The organism is Sphingobacterium sp. NPDC055346 (assembly GCF_053645235.1).
Window position 1 is genome coordinate 664,574 of sequence record NZ_JBSHMI010000001.1, and the last position, 21,651, is coordinate 686,224.

General features: G+C 41.8%; 17 protein-coding genes. 6 read left to right on the plus strand and 11 right to left on the minus strand.

Going from position 1 to position 21,651, the window contains the following annotated elements:
* The 4 genes from ACWICE_RS02840 to rsfS are packed head-to-tail and all read right to left on the minus strand — an operon-like array spanning nt 1 to nt 3,814.
* Complete coding sequence (locus ACWICE_RS02840; RefSeq protein ID WP_185212942.1) at nt 1-630, minus strand: rhomboid family intramembrane serine protease; 630 nt, start codon at nt 628-630, stop codon at nt 1-3.
* Complete coding sequence (locus tag ACWICE_RS02845) at nt 631-1,278, minus strand: LutC/YkgG family protein (RefSeq protein ID WP_185212941.1); 648 nt, start codon at nt 1,276-1,278, stop codon at nt 631-633.
* A 55-nt stretch (nt 1,279-1,333) separates the two neighbouring features.
* Nucleotides 1,334-3,406, minus strand: coding sequence for an ATP-dependent zinc metalloprotease FtsH (gene ftsH / locus ACWICE_RS02850; RefSeq protein ID WP_313261089.1), 2,073 nt, complete (start codon nt 3,404-3,406; stop codon nt 1,334-1,336).
* A gap of 33 nt (nt 3,407-3,439) precedes the next feature.
* Nucleotides 3,440-3,814 (minus strand): ribosome silencing factor, encoded by a 375-nt coding sequence (gene rsfS / locus ACWICE_RS02855; protein ID WP_093101305.1) that lies wholly within the window; start codon nt 3,812-3,814, stop codon nt 3,440-3,442.
* Nucleotides 3,815-3,875: 61 nt separating this feature from the next.
* On the opposite strand from rsfS, the gene ACWICE_RS02860 reads away from it, so the two are divergent.
* From ACWICE_RS02860 to gloA2, 6 genes are all read left to right on the plus strand, one after another.
* A complete protein-coding gene (locus ACWICE_RS02860; RefSeq protein ID WP_454297588.1) occupies nt 3,876-4,655 on the plus strand; it encodes a biotin--[acetyl-CoA-carboxylase] ligase in 780 nt (259 codons plus the stop codon).
* A gap of 97 nt (nt 4,656-4,752) precedes the next feature.
* On the plus strand, nt 4,753-5,205 hold the full coding sequence (locus ACWICE_RS02865; protein ID WP_185212938.1) for a protein-disulfide reductase DsbD domain-containing protein: 453 nt from the start codon (nt 4,753-4,755) through the stop codon (nt 5,203-5,205).
* Nucleotides 5,206-5,281: 76 nt separating this feature from the next.
* Nucleotides 5,282-7,003, plus strand: coding sequence for a protein-disulfide reductase DsbD family protein (locus ACWICE_RS02870; RefSeq protein WP_313261091.1), 1,722 nt, complete (start codon nt 5,282-5,284; stop codon nt 7,001-7,003).
* A 52-nt stretch (nt 7,004-7,055) separates the two neighbouring features.
* Nucleotides 7,056-8,030 (plus strand): 6-phosphofructokinase, encoded by a 975-nt coding sequence (gene pfkA / locus ACWICE_RS02875; protein ID WP_185212936.1) that lies wholly within the window; start codon nt 7,056-7,058, stop codon nt 8,028-8,030.
* Nucleotides 8,031-8,256: 226 nt separating this feature from the next.
* Nucleotides 8,257-9,561: a UDP-N-acetylmuramoyl-tripeptide--D-alanyl-D-alanine ligase gene (locus ACWICE_RS02880; protein WP_454297589.1), complete on the plus strand. Its 1,305-nt coding sequence runs from the start codon at nt 8,257-8,259 to the stop codon at nt 9,559-9,561.
* On the plus strand, nt 9,561-9,950 hold the full coding sequence (gloA2, locus tag ACWICE_RS02885; RefSeq protein ID WP_454297590.1) for an SMU1112c/YaeR family gloxylase I-like metalloprotein: 390 nt from the start codon (nt 9,561-9,563) through the stop codon (nt 9,948-9,950). Before ACWICE_RS02880 ends, gloA2 begins: the two co-directional genes overlap by 1 nt.
* Here the strand turns inward: gloA2 and ACWICE_RS02890 are convergent.
* From ACWICE_RS02890 to ACWICE_RS02920, 7 genes are all read right to left on the minus strand, one after another.
* A complete protein-coding gene (locus ACWICE_RS02890) occupies nt 9,947-10,393 on the minus strand; it encodes an RrF2 family transcriptional regulator (protein WP_093101291.1) in 447 nt (148 codons plus the stop codon). The two genes, gloA2 and ACWICE_RS02890, sit on opposite strands and share 4 nt — an antisense overlap.
* Nucleotides 10,394-10,438: 45 nt before the next feature.
* Nucleotides 10,439-12,079, minus strand: a complete 1,641-nt coding sequence (gene pafA / locus ACWICE_RS02895; RefSeq protein WP_454290613.1) for an alkaline phosphatase PafA — start codon at nt 12,077-12,079, stop codon at nt 10,439-10,441.
* 12 nt (nt 12,080-12,091) lie between these two features.
* Nucleotides 12,092-14,899, minus strand: a complete 2,808-nt coding sequence (uvrA, locus tag ACWICE_RS02900; RefSeq protein WP_454297591.1) for an excinuclease ABC subunit UvrA — start codon at nt 14,897-14,899, stop codon at nt 12,092-12,094.
* A gap of 81 nt (nt 14,900-14,980) precedes the next feature.
* Entirely contained in the window at nt 14,981-16,105 is a 1,125-nt protein-coding gene (locus tag ACWICE_RS02905) for a cytochrome-c peroxidase (RefSeq protein WP_454297592.1), read from the minus strand.
* An 8-nt stretch (nt 16,106-16,113) separates the two neighbouring features.
* Nucleotides 16,114-17,622, minus strand: coding sequence for a DUF6850 family outer membrane beta-barrel protein (locus ACWICE_RS02910; RefSeq protein WP_454297593.1), 1,509 nt, complete (start codon nt 17,620-17,622; stop codon nt 16,114-16,116).
* A gap of 1 nt (nt 17,623) precedes the next feature.
* A complete protein-coding gene (locus ACWICE_RS02915) occupies nt 17,624-18,829 on the minus strand; it encodes a DUF4876 domain-containing protein (protein WP_454297594.1) in 1,206 nt (401 codons plus the stop codon).
* Between the two features lie 14 nt (nt 18,830-18,843).
* Complete coding sequence (locus ACWICE_RS02920; RefSeq protein ID WP_454297595.1) at nt 18,844-21,618, minus strand: TonB-dependent receptor; 2,775 nt, start codon at nt 21,616-21,618, stop codon at nt 18,844-18,846.
* Nucleotides 21,619-21,651 lie beyond the last annotated feature (33 nt).

Genomic DNA, 21,651 nt, shown 5'->3' on the forward strand with positions numbered 1-21,651 from the left:
TTAGAACTGTGCTATAAAATGTTTAATGATCCAAGGATAGGCAATTATGGTAAACAGCAATCCCGTTAGAGCCCCAAACAAGTGAGCATCATGGTTGATTCCATCGTTAGAATTCTTGGAAGCCCAGATACAATATCCCAAATACACAAAAGCGAAAATATAGGCTGGCATTGGAATAATCATAAAGATACCAAGCATCATCTTTGGATTGAAGAGAATATAACTGAACAGCACGGCACTGATTGCGCCAGATGCTCCCAGGCTATGGTAGCCATAATTATCTTTTTGGCGAATGACCGTAGGGATATCGCTCAAGATCAATGATATAATATAGAGCAAGGCGAATAATAAGTGCCCCATAGGACCACTTATTTCTACAAAGATCTGCTCAAGTCCAAATCCAAAGTAATAGAAGGTGATCATATTAAAGATCAGGTGCATCCAATCCTTATGGATCAATCCACTGGTCAGGATCAGGTACCATTTACTTTTATCTCGAGAAACCGAATAGGGATGTAACATCAGTTTTCCAAACCACTGCGGATTAGAAAAGACATAAATACTTAAACCGATAGTAAGGGCAAAAATCAAACTAGCCACAGGAGTAGCGGTAAGGGAATGTAGTATCATCTAAAAACGGTCTTCTAGTAAAAATAAATAGAGCTCTTTAGGTCCATGTGCGCCTAACACCAATCTCTTCTCGATATCAGCGGTTCGACTTGGCCCTGTAATGGTGGTAATCATGGTTGGTAGCTCATCGCCATACTTTTCCTTGATTTGAGCCATGGCATGTTTAACATCCATAACTAATTGGGAAGCCCTGGCAATGACAATATGTACTGGAGGGTATACGCTCAGTCTACGGCCTGACTCTGATGCATTGGAGATCATGATGCTTCCATTTCTGGCAATCAAAGACTCACAGGTAGTGATACTCGCTTCAATTTCATCCAAAGCCTGCTGCGACTTCCGGAAAGGGAATCCGTATTGATCCAACATCTGTTGAAGCGGCTTCTCCCAAACAAAGATCTTACTGATATTGATCTTTTCCACCAAGATAATCAGGTTTTCGATCAAGTTGATTTCCCCATCGCAGTAAATGAATTTACCGGACATCTGGGTGAACTCCCTAGCAAAAGTCACATCCAATGAATCTTCTTCATCTTTGTACAAAGCCGTTTCTTCAAACATAGGATGAGGGTTCTCCCTTTTTTGAAGAAGTGCCTGCCGAATTTTCTTCAGCATTTTCTCTTTCGCTGTCGTATTCCTGATATTCATATTATAAAAACAAACAGGACTGAAAGTCCTGTCTGTTACTTTATTTTAATAATTTTTATTCTGAATCTAATTGTTTCGGCTCCTCGTTAGACGATTGAACATCTTCTCTATCGGTTGTAGGAATCGGCAAATCAGTCTGTGGAACCCCACCACCATCAGCACCGCCATTGACAAACTCGTCATAAGTCGTTTTATTGCTGAAAGGGCGTTTTCCTAAGATCTCTTCCAAATCAGTCTGGAACAAGATCTCTTTCTCCAATAGTTTCTCGGCAATCTTCACTAAGCCATCTTGTTTATCCAACAACAACTGCTTCGTTCTGTCGTAAACTTCTGAGATCAATACCCTTACTTCATCATCGATCAGCTCAGCTGTTTGATCCGAATAAGGTTTCTGGAATTGGCTATCGCCAGAACTGTCCCTGAAAGATACATTACCTACCTTATGGTTCATACCATAGACCGCAGTCATGGCATAGGCCAATTTAGTAATGCGCTCCAAGTCGTTCTGCGCACCGGTACTGATCCTACCAAATGTGATATCCTCAGCAACACGACCACCCATGGTCATACACATACTGTCAATCAATTGCTCGGTAGTGTATAGGAACTGTTCTTTTGGAAGGTATTGCGCATATCCCAACGCAGCAACACCGCGAGGAACGATAGATACCTTAACCAAAGGATCTGCATGTTCCAAGAACCAACCTGCGATCGCATGTCCAGCCTCGTGGTAAGCCACGATTTTCTTCTCTTCAGGAGAGATAATCTTATTCTTTTTCTCAAGACCACCGATAACACGGTCAATCGCGTCTTGGAAGTCTTGCATTTCAATTGCTTTTTTGTTCTTACGTGCAGCGATCAAAGCGGCCTCATTACAAACGTTGGCAATTTCAGCACCTGCGAATCCAGGAGTCTGCGCCGATAATTTCTTCGCATCTACCTCTTCGGCAAGTTTCAATGGTTTCAAGTGAACATTAAAGATCTGTTCACGACCTATCAAGTCTGGTTTGTCGATAGAGATCTGTCTATCGAAACGTCCCGGACGCAATAAAGCCGAGTCCAATACATCCAGACGGTTGGTTGCAGCAAGGATAATAACCCCTACGTTGGTACCGAAACCATCCATTTCCACCAATAATTGGTTCAATGTATTCTCACGTTCATCATTCCCACCCATAATGGAATTCTTTCCACGGGCCCTACCAATTGCATCAATCTCATCAATAAAGATGATACATGGAGCCTTTTCCTTCGCCTGTTTGAACAAGTCGCGTACACGAGATGCACCTACTCCGACAAACATTTCTACGAAGTCTGAACCTGACAAGGAAAAGAAAGGTACTTGTGCTTCACCGGCTACTGCTTTCGCCAATAAAGTCTTACCTGTTCCCGGAGGGCCTACCAATAAGGCTCCCTTCGGAATCTTACCTCCCAAATCAGTATATTTTTTAGGATTCTTTAGGAAATCCACGATCTCCATCACCTCTTCCTTAGCCTCTTCTAATCCGGCTACATCATTAAAGGTGATATTGATCTGCGATTCTTTGTCAAACAATTGGGCTTTGGATTTACCAATATTAAAAATGGCACCTCCACCAGCTCCTGCTCCACCGTTCATACGGCGCATCAGGAAGATCCAAATCACAACAATGATCAGCAATGGCAACATGAATGAAATAAACCATCCTGCCCATGGATTGGTTCTATCTTCATAGGTCACACCAATTTTTGGTTGACCAACTGCCAAACTGTCTTGAGAAGCTTTTAACTTCTGCTCAAGAATCTCTGCTGATGGTTCTGTAAATTGAAATTGGGGTCCTGTCGAATTAGAAAAAGATAGGTTGTTAGGACTACTGGAAATGTTTTTGTATTTCTCTTGGTCTAATCTATCGCTTTTTATATAAACTTCGACATCGATCAGGTCATTGCTTTTATAGGCAACGAGCTTTTCAACATCCCCAGGGATAAGCATGGTTTGTTCGAACTCCTTGTAGGTAATTTTCTTCGATGACTCTCCACTAAACAAGTATTGAAGTCCAAAAAACCCTACGATCATCGCAATCCAAAGCCAGATCATATTAAATTTCGGTGGCATTGGCGTAATCTTCTTACTCGGAACTTTCTTCATTTATTACTCTTATTCTACGTTTCACAACAATTATTATGCGCTCTGGTATTTGCTCATGTGCGCATCCCCCCACAGGTCCTCTATCCTATAATGCTCCCGCTTATCTGTTTTAAAGATATGAACTACTACATCGATAAAATCAAGCAGAATCCATTCGCCGTTGCCCTGGCCTTCTTTATGCCATGGGTCTTGGCCAAATGCTTTATAAACTTCATCTTCAACGCTCTTGGCTATCGCGTTTACTTGAACCGTAGAATCAGCATGGCAGATTACAAAATAGTCAGACAAGGTGCCGTTCACCTCTCGCATATCCATCCTCACGATTTCGTTGCCTTTTTTCTCCTGCATCCCATGGATCACCACATCTGCTAGCTTCTCTGACAACAAAGATTTTTTGTTTTTACTCATTAAGATTTATTATACTTTTGACTAATAAATTGTTTCAAACTATTTTTTAATATAATATCTTTTGCAAAATAACACATTTTCGGGAGAATCACTACGCCAAACACTAATTGTTTTGGACGAGATCGGCTCTACCAATGATTATTTGAAATCTCAATTGTCAAATTTCAAGCCACTAGCCGAATGGACTGCCATTATGGCAAAAAACCAGACCCAAGGCCGTGGTCAACGCGACAACTCTTGGTTATCCGAACCAAACAGCAATATCACCTTCAGTTTCGTCCTGTACCCAACCTTCCTAAATCTTCAAAAATACTTCATACTGAACATGTTAATCAGCCTAGGAATAGTCGATTGGCTAAAATCCCTTTCGGTCAAGGCCAGTATCAAATGGCCAAATGATATCATGATAGGAGATAAAAAGGTAACAGGGATCTTAATAGAAAACAGCAGCAATAGCCATGAAATCAAGCAGTCAGTAATAGGCATCGGCGTGAATGTCAACCAAAAGCAATTTTTTGGCGAACTCATGGACAGCGCCAGTTCTATATTTAATGAGACCGGGCTATTTATTCCTGACCTAAAAACAGCATGTATTAACCTCTTGTTACAAATTCAGCAAAGAGTGGAAGAGTATCGATCCAATAAGATAACGGATGCGGATCTATTGGAAGCATATAACCAACAGCTATTCAGACGGGCAGTGCCCGCAAAATATGCCGCCCATAATCAGGTTTTTGAGGCCACCTTACTCAGGGTGGAAGAAAACGGCGGATTAATCCTGAATGTCGAAGATGAAGAACGTCGTTATTATTTCAAGGAAGTTGTATTTATAATGCAATAAAATCATTACATCTACATTAAATATTGGAGATAATACTAACTTTGAATTAAACTTTATGGACATAAATTAGTCATACATAAGAATAAAACGGTTATTTATGAAAAAAATAAATCTATTAATTGCATTTTTAGTGTTTGCCGTATCTGGGACATTTGCTCAGGTGGTAAACCCTGTAAAATGGTCAGTAGGCTTTAAGAAACTTCCTAACAATGAAGCTGTTATCTTATTAAAAGCCAATGTAGAACAAGGCTGGCATATTTACGGATTGAACGTACCTTCCGGAGGCCCAATTTCTACTTCCTTTACCTTTACTCCTGCAAATGGAGCAAAGATCACTGGAAAACCAGCAGCTAAAGAGCCAAAAACGAAGTTTGAGGACGTATTCAAAATGAATGTCCCTTACTATAACGGAGAAGTTGTATTCCAACAAAAAGTAAAATTGGCAAACAACAAACCAACGACGGTTAAAGGTGTAGCAACATTTATGGCTTGTGATAAAGAGCGTTGTTTACCACCAGATGAGTACGAATTTGCAGTTACAATCAAGTAACAAATCAATAAAGAAAGAAACCAAAAGGCAGGATAACCCCTGCCTTTTTCTTAATTTATCCCGATAATAATCAAATATGTTTAGCTTAAAAAATGCCTTAATAGCCTTAAGTTGGCTATTTCTTATAGCAATAACTCCCCTAAAAGGAATTTCCCAAGATACACTTATCAATATTGAAGACGTTGAATTTAGCTCTGGCCAAGAAGAAAGCAGTTCAGGCGATAGCTTGATCACGGACTTAGGTGATGTAGAGTTTTCCGATGGAACTGACACTTCTGCATCTGCGACGGATAGCACAGCTGTTAGTCCAACGGTGGTATCTTCAGACGGACAATCCGAAAGCACTTCCCTGTGGGGGATTTTCATCGAAGGGCTCCTAGGTGGTTTCTTGGCATTCTTGATGCCTTGTATCTTCCCGATGGTTCCTTTGACCGTTAGTTTCTTCACGAAAAAATCAGCCTCTAAATTACAGGCAGTATCCCAAGCCCTAACCTATGGCTTGTTTATCATTGTCATCTATGTGGCCTTAGGAATGTTGATTACCATCGCATTCGGTCCTGAGGCACTCAATGCCCTTTCGACCAATGGGGTGTTCAACTTCTTCTTTTTCTTGATGCTCGTCTTCTTTGCAGCATCATTCTTTGGAGCATTTGAAATCACCTTGCCGAGCAAGTTTGTCAATAAAATTGACGAAAAATCCGACAAAGGTGGTATGATCGGCTACTTCTTTATGGCAGCCAGTTTAGCCGTGGTATCCTTTTCTTGTACCGGTCCGATCATCGGAACGGTATTGGTAAATGCTGCCGTTAAAGGCGACCGCTTAGGCCCTGCCATTGCCATGTTTGGATTTTCATTCGCATTGGCGATTCCATTTGTATTGTTTGCCATGTTCCCTGCCCTATTGAAATCCATGCCCAAATCTGGCGGTTGGTTAAATAGCGTAAAGGTGGTACTTGGTTTCTTGGAATTGGCCCTGGCTTTGAAATTCCTTTCAAATGTCGACCTAGCTTACAACTGGCAATTCCTTGACCGCGAGGTATTCCTGGCACTGTGGATCGTGATCTTTGGATTGATGGGACTATACCTGATTGGAAAGATCAAGTTTGCCCATGATAGCGATCTAAAATACATGTCCGTTCCGAGGACGGTCATTTCCATCCTGGTCTTTTCTTTTGTGGTCTATATGATCCCAGGCATGTGGGGAGCGCCATTGAAATCAATCGCCGCTTTCTTACCTCCAATCGGTACGCAGGATTTTGACATCTCCGCTGGAACACAAGCTGGAGGAGGACATGCTATTTCAGCAGATGCCACAAGCCGTAAATATTTCAACCACTTCCATGACCGTGCTACAATCAAGGGAATGGATCCATATTATGATTACGATGAAGCATTAGCCGCAGCAAAAGCGCAGGACAAACCTTTATTGGTAGACTTTACAGGCTGGAACTGTGTAAACTGTAGAAAAATGGAAGCTGACGTATGGTCTGACCCAGGGATCAAGCAAATGATCAATGAAAACTTTATCCTTGCCGAACTTTATGTGGATGACTACGATTTGAAATTACCTGAAGCTGAACAGTTCGTTTCTGAAACTACAGGTAAGAAAATCAACACCGTCGGCAGAAAGAACACGGATTTCCAGATTTCTAAATTCAACTCAAACTCACAACCGTTATACGCAATGTTAGATAACAATGAAGAACTATTGGTTCCTACCAGTGGTGCCAACTATAACATCGAAAGCTACAGAGCATATCTGCAATCGGCAATTGATGCTTATAAGGCAAAGAAATAGGCTTTCTAACAATTTAATACACAAAAAATAAGTATTTCGGTATATTTGAACTATGAGCAACATTAACAACATCGCAGTATTGACGTCCGGAGGAGACTCCCCCGGCATGAATGCAGGAATTCGTGCAGTTATCAGAACAGGAATCTATCACGGTAAAAATATGTTTGGTATCCGTAGAGGATATGACGGAATGGTACAAGGAGATATTACTCCAATGGACGCTAAATCCGTTGCCAACATTATCCAACGTGGTGGCACCATCCTTAAAACTGCAAGAAGCGATGAATTCCGTACCGTAGAGGGTAGGAAGCAAGCTTATGAAAACCTTAAGAAACATAATATCGACGCTTTGGTCGTTATTGGTGGTGACGGTACGTTTACCGGAGCTTCCAAATTTATCGAAGAGTTTGACATTCCGATCATCGGAATGCCCGGCACGATCGACAATGACCTAAACGGTACAGATTTTACCATCGGATATGACACAGCGATCAATACAGTGGTAGAGGCTGTCGATAAAATCAGAGATACAGCAGAATCCCATGACCGTCTATTTGTCGTGGAAGTAATGGGTAGAGACTCTGGACTGATCGCTTTGCGTTCAGGTATCAGTACAGGTGCCGAAGCAGTTCTAATCCCTGAGTTGGAGGTAGATTATGATGCGATCATGAAGCGCCTTGACAAAACCAGAAAAAACAAATCTTCCCGAATTATCATTGTTGCTGAAGGGGATAAAGAGGGTGGAATGGTCGTAGCGGAAAAGATCCAAGCGAACTTTCCGGCCTACGATGTACGTCTGTCGATCTTAGGCCACATCCAGCGTGGTGGTTCACCAACCTGTATGGACCGTGTATTGGCAAGCCGCTTAGGAGTTGCTGCCGTAGAGGGGCTTATTGAAGGCCGTAAGGCTGAAATGGCGGGCTTAATCTGCGGAAACGTCCAATTTACACCGTTCAACAAGGCCATCAAGCATATCGATAAAGTAAACGAGAATCTTACTCGTATCGTAGAGATCCTATCTCTATAAGATATGATTCTAAAAAATAGAGGGGTAGCTTGAACAGCTACCCCTTCTTTTTTGCACAAACCTGCAATTTTATTTAAGTATTCCTTTGGTCTTATTCGAGACACATTCCGAATTTTCCGAATGTGTCTCGAATAAGACCAAAAGAAATCCCGAAGTCTAATATTCATTTTTAATTCCTTATTTTATTTTAAAACTGCATGCTTACCTTTGTTTAAATTTAAATGTGATGCAAATAGCTCAACTCTACCAGATTTATAAAGAATTCCCAAAAGTTTGTACAGACACCCGTCTTATCAGCAAGGACTGTCTGTTTTTTGCGCTGAAGGGCGACAACTTCAATGGCAATAGTTTTGCGGACCAAGCTTTGGCTGCTGGCGCAAAATACGTGATCATTGATGACAGCAATTTTTACAAGGAAGATCCGGCCTATATCTTGGTAGATGATGTATTGAGCACCTTGCAGGATTTAGCGAGGTTCCACAGGAAACATTTAAAAATACCATTCATCGGCATCACAGGTACCAACGGCAAGACAACGAGCAAGGAACTGTTGAACAGTGTCCTTTCGCAGAAATTCAACAGCTATGCCACTAAGGGCAACCTGAACAACCATATCGGTGTGCCTTTGACCATCCTTTCGCTTACTGAAGATATTGAAATCGCCATCGTGGAGATGGGAGCAAACCATGTGGGTGAAATCGCCTTTTTATGTGGGATTTCCCAACCAACCCATGGTTTCATTACCAATGTCGGCAAAGCGCACCTGGAAGGATTCGGCTCATTCGAAGGAGTCATGAAAGCCAAAGGTGAACTCTATGATTTTCTTCGCGACCATCAGGGCCAGATCTACGTTCAGGGCGATAATGTATACCTGATGCAGATGGCCGCAGACAGAGGCCTTCAGAACGTCATCCACTATGGTTTTTCCGAAGGGAATGATGTTCAGGGTGGTTTGGTCGTTGCCGACCCTTACCTGACCATATTTTGGAACAAGAAAGGGGAAGAGGATAGACAGGAAGTAAAGACACATCTGACCGGAGCCTACAATATAGAGAACATGCTGGCCGCTGTGGCGCTTGGAAAAACCTTTGGGTTGAGCACCGAACAGATCAATGATGGTTTGGCAAACTACGTTCCCCAGAATAACCGTTCGCAGATTACCAAAACAGACAAGAATACCATCATTGCAGATTATTACAATGCAAATGCCAGCAGCATGGCTGCAGCATTGGGCAATCTGGATGTTATCCAGGCTGACCGTAAAGTTGCAATCTTAGGTGACATGTTTGAAATGGGAGATCAGAGTGAAATCGAACACCGAAAGGTAATCGAAAAGGCAAAGAGTCTGAAATTAGATCGTTTGATCTTTGTCGGCAAGGCCTTTTATGCTTTGAAGGATGACGAAGCGAGTTACTTTGCTAGCACAGATGAGCTGAAAAAAGATCTTCAGGAACATCCTTTGGAAGACTTTATGATTCTGTTGAAGGCATCAAGAGGTATGGCCTTTGAAAAATTAATGGAGGTACTCTAATGCTAGAGCTTAAGGGCGTTCACCATATTGCCATTATCTGTAGCGACTATGCGATTTCCAAGGCATTTTACACAGAAGTGTTAGGCCTGACCATTTTACAGGAAACCTATAGAGAGGCGCGAGATTCCTACAAATTGGATCTAGCCCTTCAGGGCGAATATATCATTGAATTGTTCTCTTTCCCCAATCCTGCGGAAAGGCCAAGTTATCCAGAGGCAAGAGGACTGAGACATCTCGCTTTCAAGGTGGAGGATATAGAAAAACAGGTGGAAGAATTGAATAAGGCGGGTATAAAAACAGAGCCCATCCGTATTGATGAAACAAGCAATAAGAAATTTACTTTTTTCACCGATCCAGATGGGCTTCCATTGGAGCTTTATGAAATTTAATCCTTACCTACTTCTAGGTTCAGTTCCTTTTCTTTATTGATTAAATTCGAGATACTGGTATCATTTAAGATCTGCAGCATGGCATTTCTCACTTCGATAAAGGTATCTCTGATGCCGCAGGCATGTTCTTCCACACATTCTTCACAAGAACGATAGAAATTCAAGCTGACACATGGCAATAGGGCGATGGGACCATCGATAAGGCGCATGACCTGCGATAGGTAGATGTCTTCAGGAGCTTTGTTCAAGCTGTAGCCACCACCTGCGCCTTTTTTGGAATAAAGAATACCTGCGTTACGCATTTCCAACAAGATCTGTTCTAGGAACTTTTTGGGGATACGTTCTTCTTCAGCAATCTTGCCGATCTGCATGGGTTCTTTCCCATAGTTTCTGCCTAATACCATTAGGGCTTTTATCGCGTATTTCGTTTTCTTCGATAGCATATCAAACCGATCTGGTCTTACCTTTCAAAAGTATAAAAAATAAAGCTATTTCTGCAATACGTCTACAATCGGCTGGCCGATAGACCCATTGGGCTCCATAACATGAAGCAAAGAGGACAGTGTAGGCGCAATATCCGTAATGTGAACGACTTTATTGGTCTTGCCTGGTGTGATACCCCAGCCCATAAACACCAATGGTATATGCGAGTCGTAAGGGGTCCATGTACCATGGGTAGTTCCCGTAGAGCGAGGCGTACCGTCATACCATTGCGGTTCGGTGATGATCTGAATGGCACCACTACGTTTGCGGTTATATCCATTGATGATTTTTTCGCGGATTTCGGTAGGTACCATCATGTTTTCTCCGCCTTCCATGTCCACGACATATGCCACACCGTCTTCATGTCTCAGCATCTTGATGATGGATTTCTTAATTTTCTCCTCATCCAACTTAGAGTTTTCAATTTCAGCATAGTTCAAGTGAACTTGGTAGTTCATTAAACTGATGATCAAATTGTCCTTTCCAAATTCCTCTTTCAGCTCATCGTTCATGTTTCTTTGCAATTGTCTCGAAAAGAAATAACCACCATTACCGCGCATATCCATAAAATAACGAGAGTTATAGGAAGCTGCATGGTCTGCTGTCAAGAAAAATGTATAATTACCTTTACCTACGGTTTCATCCAGGTATTTAAAGAATTTTGCCAATTCTTGATCTAGACGAAGGTAGATATCTTCGATTTCCACAGAAGATAGCGAATAACGGTGACCGACATAATCCGTAGCAGATAGACTTACTGCAAGAAAATCTGTAGCATCCTGAGGGTTTTTACCAAGCTTTTCATTTTTGATGGCTTCCTTCGCAAAATCTAGGGTAAGGGTATTTCCGTATGGGGTTGATTTGATCAATTCATAACCGGCATCCTTCATCAACAAAGAAGTCTTTCTTGGGAAAGCTGCCGTTTCTTCGCCAGCCCACTTCCCTTCATATACATTATCATCATCGATACTATTGGTTTTGTAAGTATCGATAGGATATAAAGTGTTCCAATCTTGTTTCAGGTATTTATCAGCAAGCTTTTGTTTATTAAAGCCGTTTACCCATTGAGGAAGTTTTTCCATGTAATAGGTTGAGCTGATCCAATCTCCGGACTTAGCTTCAAACCAATAAGCAGCATCGGCAAAGTGACCAGCAGGTAGGATTCCGCCCCTATCCTTGATCGCAATACCGATTACCTTAGAATGAAAATTGGTCGCTAATTTCAATTGATCCGTAACTGTAGAAGCCAACAAGTTTCTAGGAGACTGTTTACCTTCTTTTTCCGCTGTTCCCACACCTTCTACCGCATCATCTTGGGTACAATACATGGAAGTACCTGTTTGTTGTTCTATCCAGTCATTTCCTGCGATGCCGTGAATGGAAGGCACACTGCCAGTATAAACCGAACTATGACCGATAGCCGTGAAGGTCGGGACATAGTTGATCATGGCATTTTCACATGAAAAACCATCACGTAGCAAGCGCTTGAAACCATCATTCCCGTATCGATCCGCAAAACGGTACAGATAATCCCAACGCATTTGGTCCACCATCAGGCCTACCACTAACTTCGGCCGCTCCACCTGTGCCGAAAGCAGGGTGCAGAAGCATAAGAACAACATAGAAATACTTAACTTTCTATACATTATTATTAAATTTTAGGGTTTAAAATTTAGGTGACGTTTTAAAAAATCACCCGTATAAGAGTCTTTCTCTTTGACCAAATCTTCCGGCGTTCCGGCAAAGACAATGTTTCCGCCCTTGTCTCCACCTTCCGGACCGATATCGATTACCCAATCGGCAGATTTGATCATATCTAAGTTATGTTCGATGACCAATACGGTATTTCCTTGTGCAATCAGTGCATTGAAAGCTTTTAACAGCTTGCTGATATCATGAAAATGCAGTCCGGTTGTCGGTTCATCGAAAATAAACATGGTTTTCTTTTGGTTATTTCCTTTGATCAGGAAGGAGGCAAGTTTGATCCTTTGGGCCTCACCACCTGAAAGCGTACTTGAAGACTGTCCCAATTTCACATAGCCCAATCCTACCTCTTGCAAAGGTCCCAGCTTGTTCAATATCTTAGGTTGATCTGCAAAGAATTCAATAGCTTCATCCACACTTAAATCTAAGATATCAGACACCGATTTCTCTTTATACTGAACATCCAAAACATGTTGTTTAAAGCGCTTACCATCACAGGCCTCACATGGTAGGATGATATCCGCCATAAATTGCATCTCGATCTTTACTACACCCTCTCCCTGACAGACCTCACATCTACCGCCCTCCACATTGAAAGAAAAGGCAGATGGTTTCAAGCCATTGGCTTTGGCTGCTGGCAATGAGGAGTACAAGGCCCTGATTTCATCCCAAGCTTTGACATAAGTAACCGGATTGGAACGTGTGGATCTTCCGATCGGATTTTGATCGACCATTTCTACCTGTTCGATCTGATCTATTGCGCCTTCGATTCCATCATATAGACCTGTTTGTTCGCCTGAATAGGAGCCTATGGCTTTCTGTAAGGCTGGATAAAGGATCCTTTTGACCAAGGAAGTCTTTCCGGAGCCTGAAACACCAGAAACGACGGTAAACACATTCAATGGAAAATCTACGGTTATCCCTTTCAGGTTATTTTCTCGGGCACCATTCACACGGATGGCTTCATTCCATTTCTTCCTTTTTTCAGGAACTACAATAGAAAGATCTCCATGAAGATATTCACCAGTCAAGCTTTTTTTATCCTTCAAGATTTCTTGATAGGTTCCAGCAAATACCAGTTCGCCGCCATTGATCCCTGCTTCAGGACCAATATCGATCAGGTAATCTGCTGCTTCCATCATTTCTTGCTCATGCTCCACCACAATTACGGTATTGCCGGCATCGCGAAGGGACTTCAGCACCCCGATTAATTTTTGGGTATCCCGAGGGTGCAAACCTATACTAGGCTCATCCAATACATAAATGGACCCCACTAGGGACGATCCCAAAGAAGTGGCTAGATTGATACGTTGAGATTCACCTCCTGAAAGGCTATTGCTCAAGCGGTTCAGGGTAAGATAGCTCAGGCCTACATCACACAGGAACTGCAGACGATTCACAATCTCGGCCAACAAGCGTTTGGCGATGATTGCTTCGCTCTCTGAAAGTTTCAGGTTTTGGAACAGCTCCAAAGCTTCATTTAGAGGCAACAAAACCACATCGGTAATGGAATGTCCATTGATCTTTACATATGATGCATCCTTACGCAGTCTGGTCCCTTTACATTCAGGACAGTCGGTTTTCCCCCGGTATCTGGAGAGCATCACCCTATATTGGATTTTATAGGTCTGCTCTTCCAATTCCGCAAAGAAATCGTTCAAGCCCCTAAAATATTTATTTCCTTTCCAAAGTAACTCTTGTTGAGCCTTGGTCAGGTCACTATAGGCACGATGGATAGGAAAATCAAATTTTATGGCCGTACGCACCAATTTATCCAACCAAGCGCCCATTTTCTCGCCGCGCCAGGGAGCAATGGCTCCATCGAATATCGAGCGGCTTTTATCTGGAATGACTAGATCTGGATCGATACCAATGATCTTTCCATAGCCTTCACAACGTTTACATGCCCCATAAGGATTATTGAAACTGAAAAAGTTTGGGGTAGGCTCTTCAAAGGTTATTCCATCAAGCTCAAACTTGTCTGAAAAATGAAACAGTTCCTCATCAACCTGAATCTCACATTCACCCTTTCCTTCGAAATAAGCGGTTTGTACAGAATCGGCGAGACGATTGATGGTATCATCTTCATGGTCCAAGCGAACCCTATCGATCACGATAAAGACTTCTCCTTCCTTAAAGCTGGCGTTGGATACCGCTTTATCTTCAATGATGGTTTCGATCTTATGGATGGAATCGTTGTATTTTACACGGACAAATCCCTTTTGCAGCAAAAGTGAAAGTTCTTCCTTCAGTTTTCTGTTATTACTAGGGATAAGGGGGCTATAAATGGTGATGGTTGTATCATCGGGATAGGCCAACAGTTTATCCACAATGGAGCTGACGGTATCTTTGCTCACTTCTTCTCCAGAAACTGGCGAAATGGTCTTTCCAATTCTTGCGAACAACAATTTAAGGTAATCGTAGATCTCGGTGGAGGTTCCCACAGTAGATCTGGGATTACTTGAGATGACCTTTTGTTCGATCGCGATAGCCGGAGCAATGCCTTTGATGTAGTCAACATCAGGCTTGTTCATACGGCCCATAAACTGTCTGGCATAGGAAGACAAGCTTTCTACATACCGGCGTTGGCCTTCAGCATAAAGAGTATCGAATGCGAGGGAAGATTTTCCGGATCCTGACATCCCTGTAATGACAACAAGCTGGTTTTTAGGAATATCGACATCGATATTCTTCAGATTGTTGACACGGGCACCTTTTATTTGGATATGGGTTTTTGGAGTATGAATAGCAGTTTTTTGCATAACCTTCAAAGTTAGGCAAAACTCATGAAAATGAGCCCTCTAATCCAAAGAAAAACGATTTCTTATGAAATAGTTACAATATTATCGCGGTAATTTTTCAGGTCTCGGCATGCGATATTTAGTGGCCGTTATCGCGTCCAAAAATGCGGCAACCTGACGGATTTCCTCTTTGCTCAGATCCAGTTTCTTCATCAATGGGTCAATCCTAGGGTGCATCGGATCCGCCTCCTGTTCTGCATTTCTAGGGTTGTTCATGGCCATCCCAGAGTTATACATATTGATCACACCGATAATATTATCGAACAGACCATTATGCATCCAAGGATTCGTATTCATTACATCTCTCAAAGATGGTGTTCTGAACTTTCCGACATCTTTAGGGTCTTTGGTCACTTCATAACGCCCTAAATCCTCATATTTTCTTTTGTAATAGGTCAGTCCGATATTATGAAAATCTTCGTCCGTAAAGTACTGCCCATTATGGCAGTTCATGCAGCGGGCTTTGGTACGGAATAAGTGCAATCCTGCGATCTCATCATCATTCAAGGCCTCGCATTTTCCATCTAGGAATTCGTCAAACCTACTTCTTTTACTTGTAATCGTGCGTTGGAAGGTAGCAAGGGCGCTCATGATTTCAGGCATGGAGAAATCCTCATCGCCAAAAGCCTCTTTGAATAGTTTTTTGTATTCGGGGATAGCTTTCAGTTTAGGGACCAGTTTAGTCAGGTCCATGGCCATTTCATTATGTGCTTCAATTGGGCTCAGCGCTTGTTCTTCAAGGGAATGGGCTCTACCGTCCCAAAACATGGTTTTGCGCTCGCCAACATTCATCAAGGAAATGGTATTTCTATTTCCAACGAGATGGTCATGCCCTACAGGTACGGTGGAATGGTCTCCAAAGGACGTTTGGGGATTATGGCAAGAGCTGCATGAAATCTGGTTCGAACCCGATAGGATAGGGTCAAAGAAAAGGAACTTGCCCAGTTTCACCTTAGGCTGTTCCATTAAGGAAAAATAGCTGGTATCGATTTTTGGAAGAGATTTGAACTCTTCATAGTTCACGCCAGAGTCAATGGTTGGTTTAGGCCACTCACTGATTGGCTTGCTGTAAAGGCTTCGCAAATCTTGAATCCCTTTATCACTCAGAAAAGCTGTGCTCAGAATGCACATTCCCAAAATAAACCCGATCGCTAATACTTTTTTCATCTCTAACTCTAAAACATCAACCCTATGGTCAACGAATAATACTTCTGTTTTATTTCAGTAGCCGAAAGCGCCTCTGCCTGCACAAAAGGTTTGATCTGCTTTGCTGCTACAAAATCATACCTTGCACGAGCTCCGATGGAGAAAGGTTCGGCTGTTAGGTAGTTATAGTTCTCTTGCAGCATATCCGCAATTCCAGTCCCTTGCTTGATACCATTGAACTGGGATCTGCTTTTCAACAGTTTCTGCTTCTGCAAATTTAAACTAATTCCAAATAAACCGCTCTTTAAATCCCATAAATACTGCCCCTCAACGCCAACATTCAGCATATCAGCCATTTGCTCACGGAAAGGGTTGACATATTGTTCCTTAAATTGGGTAAAATCTGCATAAGGCTTAATAGTCCAGTCCGCTTTTCCTACAATTGCCTCGAAGTGGTAACTGAAATTATAATAGCGGTAAGAAGATATTTCAGAAATCTTAATAAGACCTTGGGAAGATCCATCATTATGGAATAGGCTTTCGACTCCTTTTCTGGTTTGCAGCTCCATGGATGCATTTCCACCGTATTTCCAATCTTTTGTTCTATGGAGATAGCCGATTTTTCCAGAGATGATCTGGTCAGTCCAATCATTGGCATTTGAACGGGATGCGGATAATTTTCGATTACCATTCTTTTGAGATAATCCTGCTTCAATAAAAAAACCATGTTCTGATCTGGGAAGGAAGGAAATCTTTCCGTCAAACCCATTCATCTCATATAAGATGTCATCACTTTCACTAGATAAGCCTGAAAGCAATTTATTATATGCTCCTAATCCATTCATATAATATACTGGCGGTTTCCCCAGTTCTCTCAGGAAGGTTAATTTGTTCCTTTGTTTATAGAATTGATATCCCAGGTTAGCACTCAACAGATACTGCGGTAGGATTTGGTAAGAAGCTCCCAATCCAACATGGAGGTTGCTACTGTTGTTCTCTGGTCTTGGGTCCACCTTACGATGGGAAAGATTGGCTCTGTAGCCAGCTTCTCCCCCGATGACCCATTTTCCAATCTCTTTGGCCATACCTCCAGAAAATTGGTACATCTCTGAATTGAGGTCGCCACCTACAGAGTCAGCGGTTAAATACGGGAACACGACCTCAAAATCCGAAGTTTCATTGAACTTGAGGTCTTGGATTTTCTTGCTCTCGTAGCTAGCCTCTCCCCAAAGGGTGATATTGGGAAAAGCTTCTTTTTGGTAAGACTCGGTATTGAATCTAAAACCTTGGTCTCCGGATCCCCTTTGCAGGGTATATCGATCCTTATTGTCGGAGAAATAAGACAGTTCAATAGGAGTTAACGACTGTTGGTATTGGAAGGGTCTTAATGCAGGACTTTCATATAAAGTATTACGGAAAGTCCTGCTGATATCCATACGTTCCTTGATCCCCAAAGAATTTACGCTCAGGGAATCCTGTGCTTTGCTAATAGAAGCAAAACAGCAGCATAAAACAACCGTGGATAAGTACCTTAACATTTTATGGCAGCAATAGAGCTTTTGAGGAAGGTATAAAATCTTCGGAGGAATTATTGGTATCCTTCAAATAAGGTTTACCATTTTCCAAGTTTCCGATCGTTTTTCTGATTACGGATTTACCGTAACGCGTATCATCGCCTAAAGCTTGGCTTGCGTAGGTCCAGCCCATATCCAATGAACTATCGGTCACCAACCATGCAAAGGTGGTTTTTGCAGATACGTTGACCGCATCGGTGATGTAGCTATTTGGAATCTTAAAGGAATCAAAATTCATTTTTCTACCGGTCTCACTGATATAGCTATAGGAGTAAGCATTATCTGTTTTAAATTTCTCAACGGTTACCCCTTCTGGGAATCTTCCCATGACATATGATTGGTGGCCATTGGAGTGCATCAAAAGATTGCCTGAAACATTGATTGCATTCGGAACGCTAGGGTTATCAATGTTGATGGAACCGATCAGTTCGATCTCGAAATCTGCTTTGGAAAGGTCCAAAGATTTCGGATTAACCTTAGTATGGTCAATGGCATTGTTCGCAATGATCAGATCTGCCCCTGGAGCTACTGCGTACTGTTTTCCAGTTCCCGGAATCATGATGATCTGTTTGGAAGTGAAAGCATCTTTCATGACATCAGGGGTATAGTTTCTTTTTGTCACGGTTAGGAAATCAGATTGAGCGATAAACAGTCCATCAGCATATAGCGTATCTGAGGAGTTGTTATGGAGAATAAAATACTTATCTCCATTGTACAGTTTACCTGCTTCGGTAGAGGTTCCGGTGAAGAAAATCTCTTTGAAAACAAAGTTTGCTGTTGGGTCTGAAAGAAAAGTTTCTAAGCTAATGCTTGTATTGGCAGCATTAACGACGATCCCTTCTTTGCGCGCTTTAATCTTCATGGCCTTATCTTTATCGCCAACCTTTATTACGATGTCTCCATCTAGGGTCGCAACATAAGTACCATAAGCCAGGGAAGTCTTTGCGGTATCAGATCCTTCAACCAAAGTAGCGGCCGTAGTGACTTCTGTATTTGTTTCCTGTAAAGTGATCCTCACATTATTGAGTTTGTATTCACCTTGCAAACTTGACTTATCAACTTCGATTAAAACTTCAGATCTAGATTCTAAAAAATCATCTTTCATACAAGAGCTCATTCCGAAAAGCATCAAGCATAAAATCATCATTTTCAAGTTTGTTAAATTTTTCATTTCTATTCTATCTATTATATTTTAATATTTACTTCCATTCCAAAATAAGGGCTATCTTCCGCTCTATTACGTCGGATAAACTGATTACCATATTGCGAATAATCAGGCTTATAGATAAAGAGCCGGTTGACAAACATGGCTACCCTGATCCTATTTTTGATAACCTTTGTCGCTTTAAAATTGACCAGCAGATCAATAGGTTCCTTAAATTCATTGTATAAATATGGGTCAACCTTGCGGTCCAATAGGCGCAGGATGGGATCGTTTCTATCTGCCTCGGTATAGTTGTGGTAGTTTTGGTCAATGTCCAAATAGCCAATTGGCAGGTTATCCCTGAACAAGGATTGCTTGGATTTGTACCAGAAGCTCTGCACACTCATCGACAGGTTCATTCCCAACTTTGGTAAAAAGGAGTCAACAGTGAGATTGGTATTGAAACTTTCGTAATGACCTCCTGTGTTGCCATTGGCATAGACCCCTACATATTGCCTTACTTTTCCATCCGTAATTTCCAATGGACTTATTACCTCCATGACTGGCTGATTGTTGGCATTGAAGGTTCGAAACCAAGCCCCGTTTACTGTGAAACGCGTGTTGATTCCCTGGATCCGCTTGGAGCTGAAGTTGTATTCAAGTCCTTGCTTTTCCGTGATGCTCCCGTTTGAGTTTTGAGTGTAAGAATGAAATTCAGCTTGGTCAACATAAGTAAAATCTTCAATTGATGGTTTCGCTGTCAATGTATTGGGATCAACAGAAGTGACATTATATTTTCTTAGGGAGACAGCATCAAAAACGGAGATATTCCTAAATCCATTATCCAACTTTTCATTGAAGTAATTAATGGAGAAGGTATTCCCTTCGAAATCCAACTGGGTTCCGATTTCCCATTTTATGTTTTTCGCTGCTTCCAAAGCATAATTCACCGGATTGACAATATTGGTCGTTGCCCAAGCTAACCTATATGCTGGGTTATTATGATAATAGACCAGTTCCGGGATATCACGATAGAAGTTTTGAGGATAGAGTAGATTTTGGTTTGGAGCCAAGGTCTGGATCCCATATCCCGCGAAGACATTGGATTTCAATTGCTTTCCAAATACGCTGATTTGTGGAAGATGCAACCTTCCATTGTATCTTGGATCTACAAATACCTTACCTGACAGGGCATATTCCTTTTCTAGGTTAGTCAAGCTAAAGGCTCTTACACCGAGATTATTTTCGAATAGAAGATCGCCTATATTGATAAAGAACCTGTCTTCTGCAAAAAGGGAAAGGTTGCTCATGGCCGGAATGGACCTTAAAGATCTCGGTCTGGCATTTATGGAAGTGCTGATTGGAAAATCAAGGTCATATTGTGGTCCTAAGCCAAGGTTCTTGGCATAGGCATATTCAAGGCCGGCCTTCACCTGTTGTTTGAACAGCCTATTAAAGCTCCAGTTTCCTACAAGCTTAAGGTTAATATCCAATGGGCGGCTGTCCGACTTAAATTCTCCTACATAGGATGGGGTCATAAAGATAGCCTCATGGCTTCCTGAAACCATGGAGTTCATCAAAATAGTGGCAGTCCTTGCCTGCACCAGCTTTTGCATGTCAATCTGGTTGGAAGATAGCCTAGCATTAATCCCAAAAGTTACATTCCTGAATGTTGATTTAAGATTTGAGGAGAATAGTTTGAAGGTATTATTGAAACCGAAGAACTGCACATTGTTCTTGTAGCGATCCGTTAGTTTATAATCATTATCAGGATCTAATCGTTCATTGTCAATGGTGGTATTGAAATCCAGTCCATGGTTCCAAATGAAACGATAATTGTTTAAGTTCCAAGTTTTCTCGCCCCTAATGGAAGTATTGATTCTTTTGAAGGTATTATAGATATCCGTGACATTACTTCTGGAATTGAGGTAACCGCCATCAATGTTCAGTTTATAGGAACCAAATTCGAAGCCTTTACCAACTCCGAGCAATTTACTAAAACCATCAGCTTTAATTCTTGCAGCCCAAGGTTCATAACCTTTAATTCTATCGATCAGGACAACACCTGAAGTCAGGTTACCATACTCTACGGATGGAATCCCTCGGATAATCTCCACTTTTTCAATATTATCCGTGGCAATGGTCCGCATATCCACAGCAATATTGGCAGTGCTACGTCCATTATTCATACTCCCCTGACCTAATTCAAATCCTGCAGTTGGATCAACCATGGATTGGGAATTAAGCTGCATTCCATCCACCGAAAACATAGTTCCCAAGGAACCTGTGGAATAAGCGGACATGGAAGCGCCATTGGCTGTCCTCAGGTTGATACCGTTGACTTGATCAAGGACTGGACTCTTGGTTTGTCCACCTGGGAGCAGTTCCAATAAATCGGTAAAGCTTGATGGCTGAAGATGCTGCATGGCATCTCTCGTGATGATTGAGCTCGTACCTATATTCTTGGACTCTTTGGCCGTGACATAAACCTCATCGATATTGACTTCATCTTGGTTGAAAACAATATGGGTTTCACGATTATTGTCGAGCTTTATGGTTCGGGTAATGGGTTTGAAACCAATATGGGAAAACTTAAGTAGATAGCTGCCCTGAGGTAGATTGGGAATAATAAACAGTCCTTGTTCATCACTCAGGCTGCTAAAGTTGGGTTTCTCCGCAATCTCGATATTTACATTGCCCAAGGCTTGCCCCTTACTGTCCTTAATGGAACCAGAAATGGAGAATAACTGAGCAAATGATACAAACGGAAGGCCCAGGAAGATTAGTAATATGTAGATGTTTTTGAGCAAAGACAATTAAGACTAATTCTAAACAGCGCAAAATAACGT

Excerpts from the sequence above, each read along its gene's own strand:
- ACWICE_RS02840 (WP_185212942.1), bottom strand. The coding sequence starts at position 630 with ATGATACTACATTCCCTTACCGCTACTCCTGTGGCTAGTTTGATTTTT.
- ACWICE_RS02845 (WP_185212941.1), bottom strand. The coding sequence starts at position 1,278 with ATGAATATCAGGAATACGACAGCGAAAGAGAAAATGCTGAAGAAAATT.
- ftsH (WP_313261089.1), bottom strand. The coding sequence starts at position 3,406 with ATGAAGAAAGTTCCGAGTAAGAAGATTACGCCAATGCCACCGAAATTT.
- rsfS (WP_093101305.1), bottom strand. The coding sequence starts at position 3,814 with ATGAGTAAAAACAAAAAATCTTTGTTGTCAGAGAAGCTAGCAGATGTG.
- ACWICE_RS02865 (WP_185212938.1), top strand. The coding sequence starts at position 4,753 with ATGAAAAAAATAAATCTATTAATTGCATTTTTAGTGTTTGCCGTATCT.
- ACWICE_RS02870 (WP_313261091.1), top strand. The coding sequence starts at position 5,282 with ATGTTTAGCTTAAAAAATGCCTTAATAGCCTTAAGTTGGCTATTTCTT.
- pfkA (WP_185212936.1), top strand. The coding sequence starts at position 7,056 with ATGAGCAACATTAACAACATCGCAGTATTGACGTCCGGAGGAGACTCC.
- ACWICE_RS02880 (WP_454297589.1), top strand. The coding sequence starts at position 8,257 with ATGCAAATAGCTCAACTCTACCAGATTTATAAAGAATTCCCAAAAGTT.
- gloA2 (WP_454297590.1), top strand. The coding sequence starts at position 9,561 with ATGCTAGAGCTTAAGGGCGTTCACCATATTGCCATTATCTGTAGCGAC.
- ACWICE_RS02890 (WP_093101291.1), bottom strand. The coding sequence starts at position 10,393 with ATGCTATCGAAGAAAACGAAATACGCGATAAAAGCCCTAATGGTATTA.
- pafA (WP_454290613.1), bottom strand. The coding sequence starts at position 12,079 with ATGTATAGAAAGTTAAGTATTTCTATGTTGTTCTTATGCTTCTGCACC.
- uvrA (WP_454297591.1), bottom strand. The coding sequence starts at position 14,899 with ATGCAAAAAACTGCTATTCATACTCCAAAAACCCATATCCAAATAAAA.
- ACWICE_RS02905 (WP_454297592.1), bottom strand. The coding sequence starts at position 16,105 with ATGAAAAAAGTATTAGCGATCGGGTTTATTTTGGGAATGTGCATTCTG.
- ACWICE_RS02910 (WP_454297593.1), bottom strand. The coding sequence starts at position 17,622 with ATGTTAAGGTACTTATCCACGGTTGTTTTATGCTGCTGTTTTGCTTCT.
- ACWICE_RS02915 (WP_454297594.1), bottom strand. The coding sequence starts at position 18,829 with ATGAAAAATTTAACAAACTTGAAAATGATGATTTTATGCTTGATGCTT.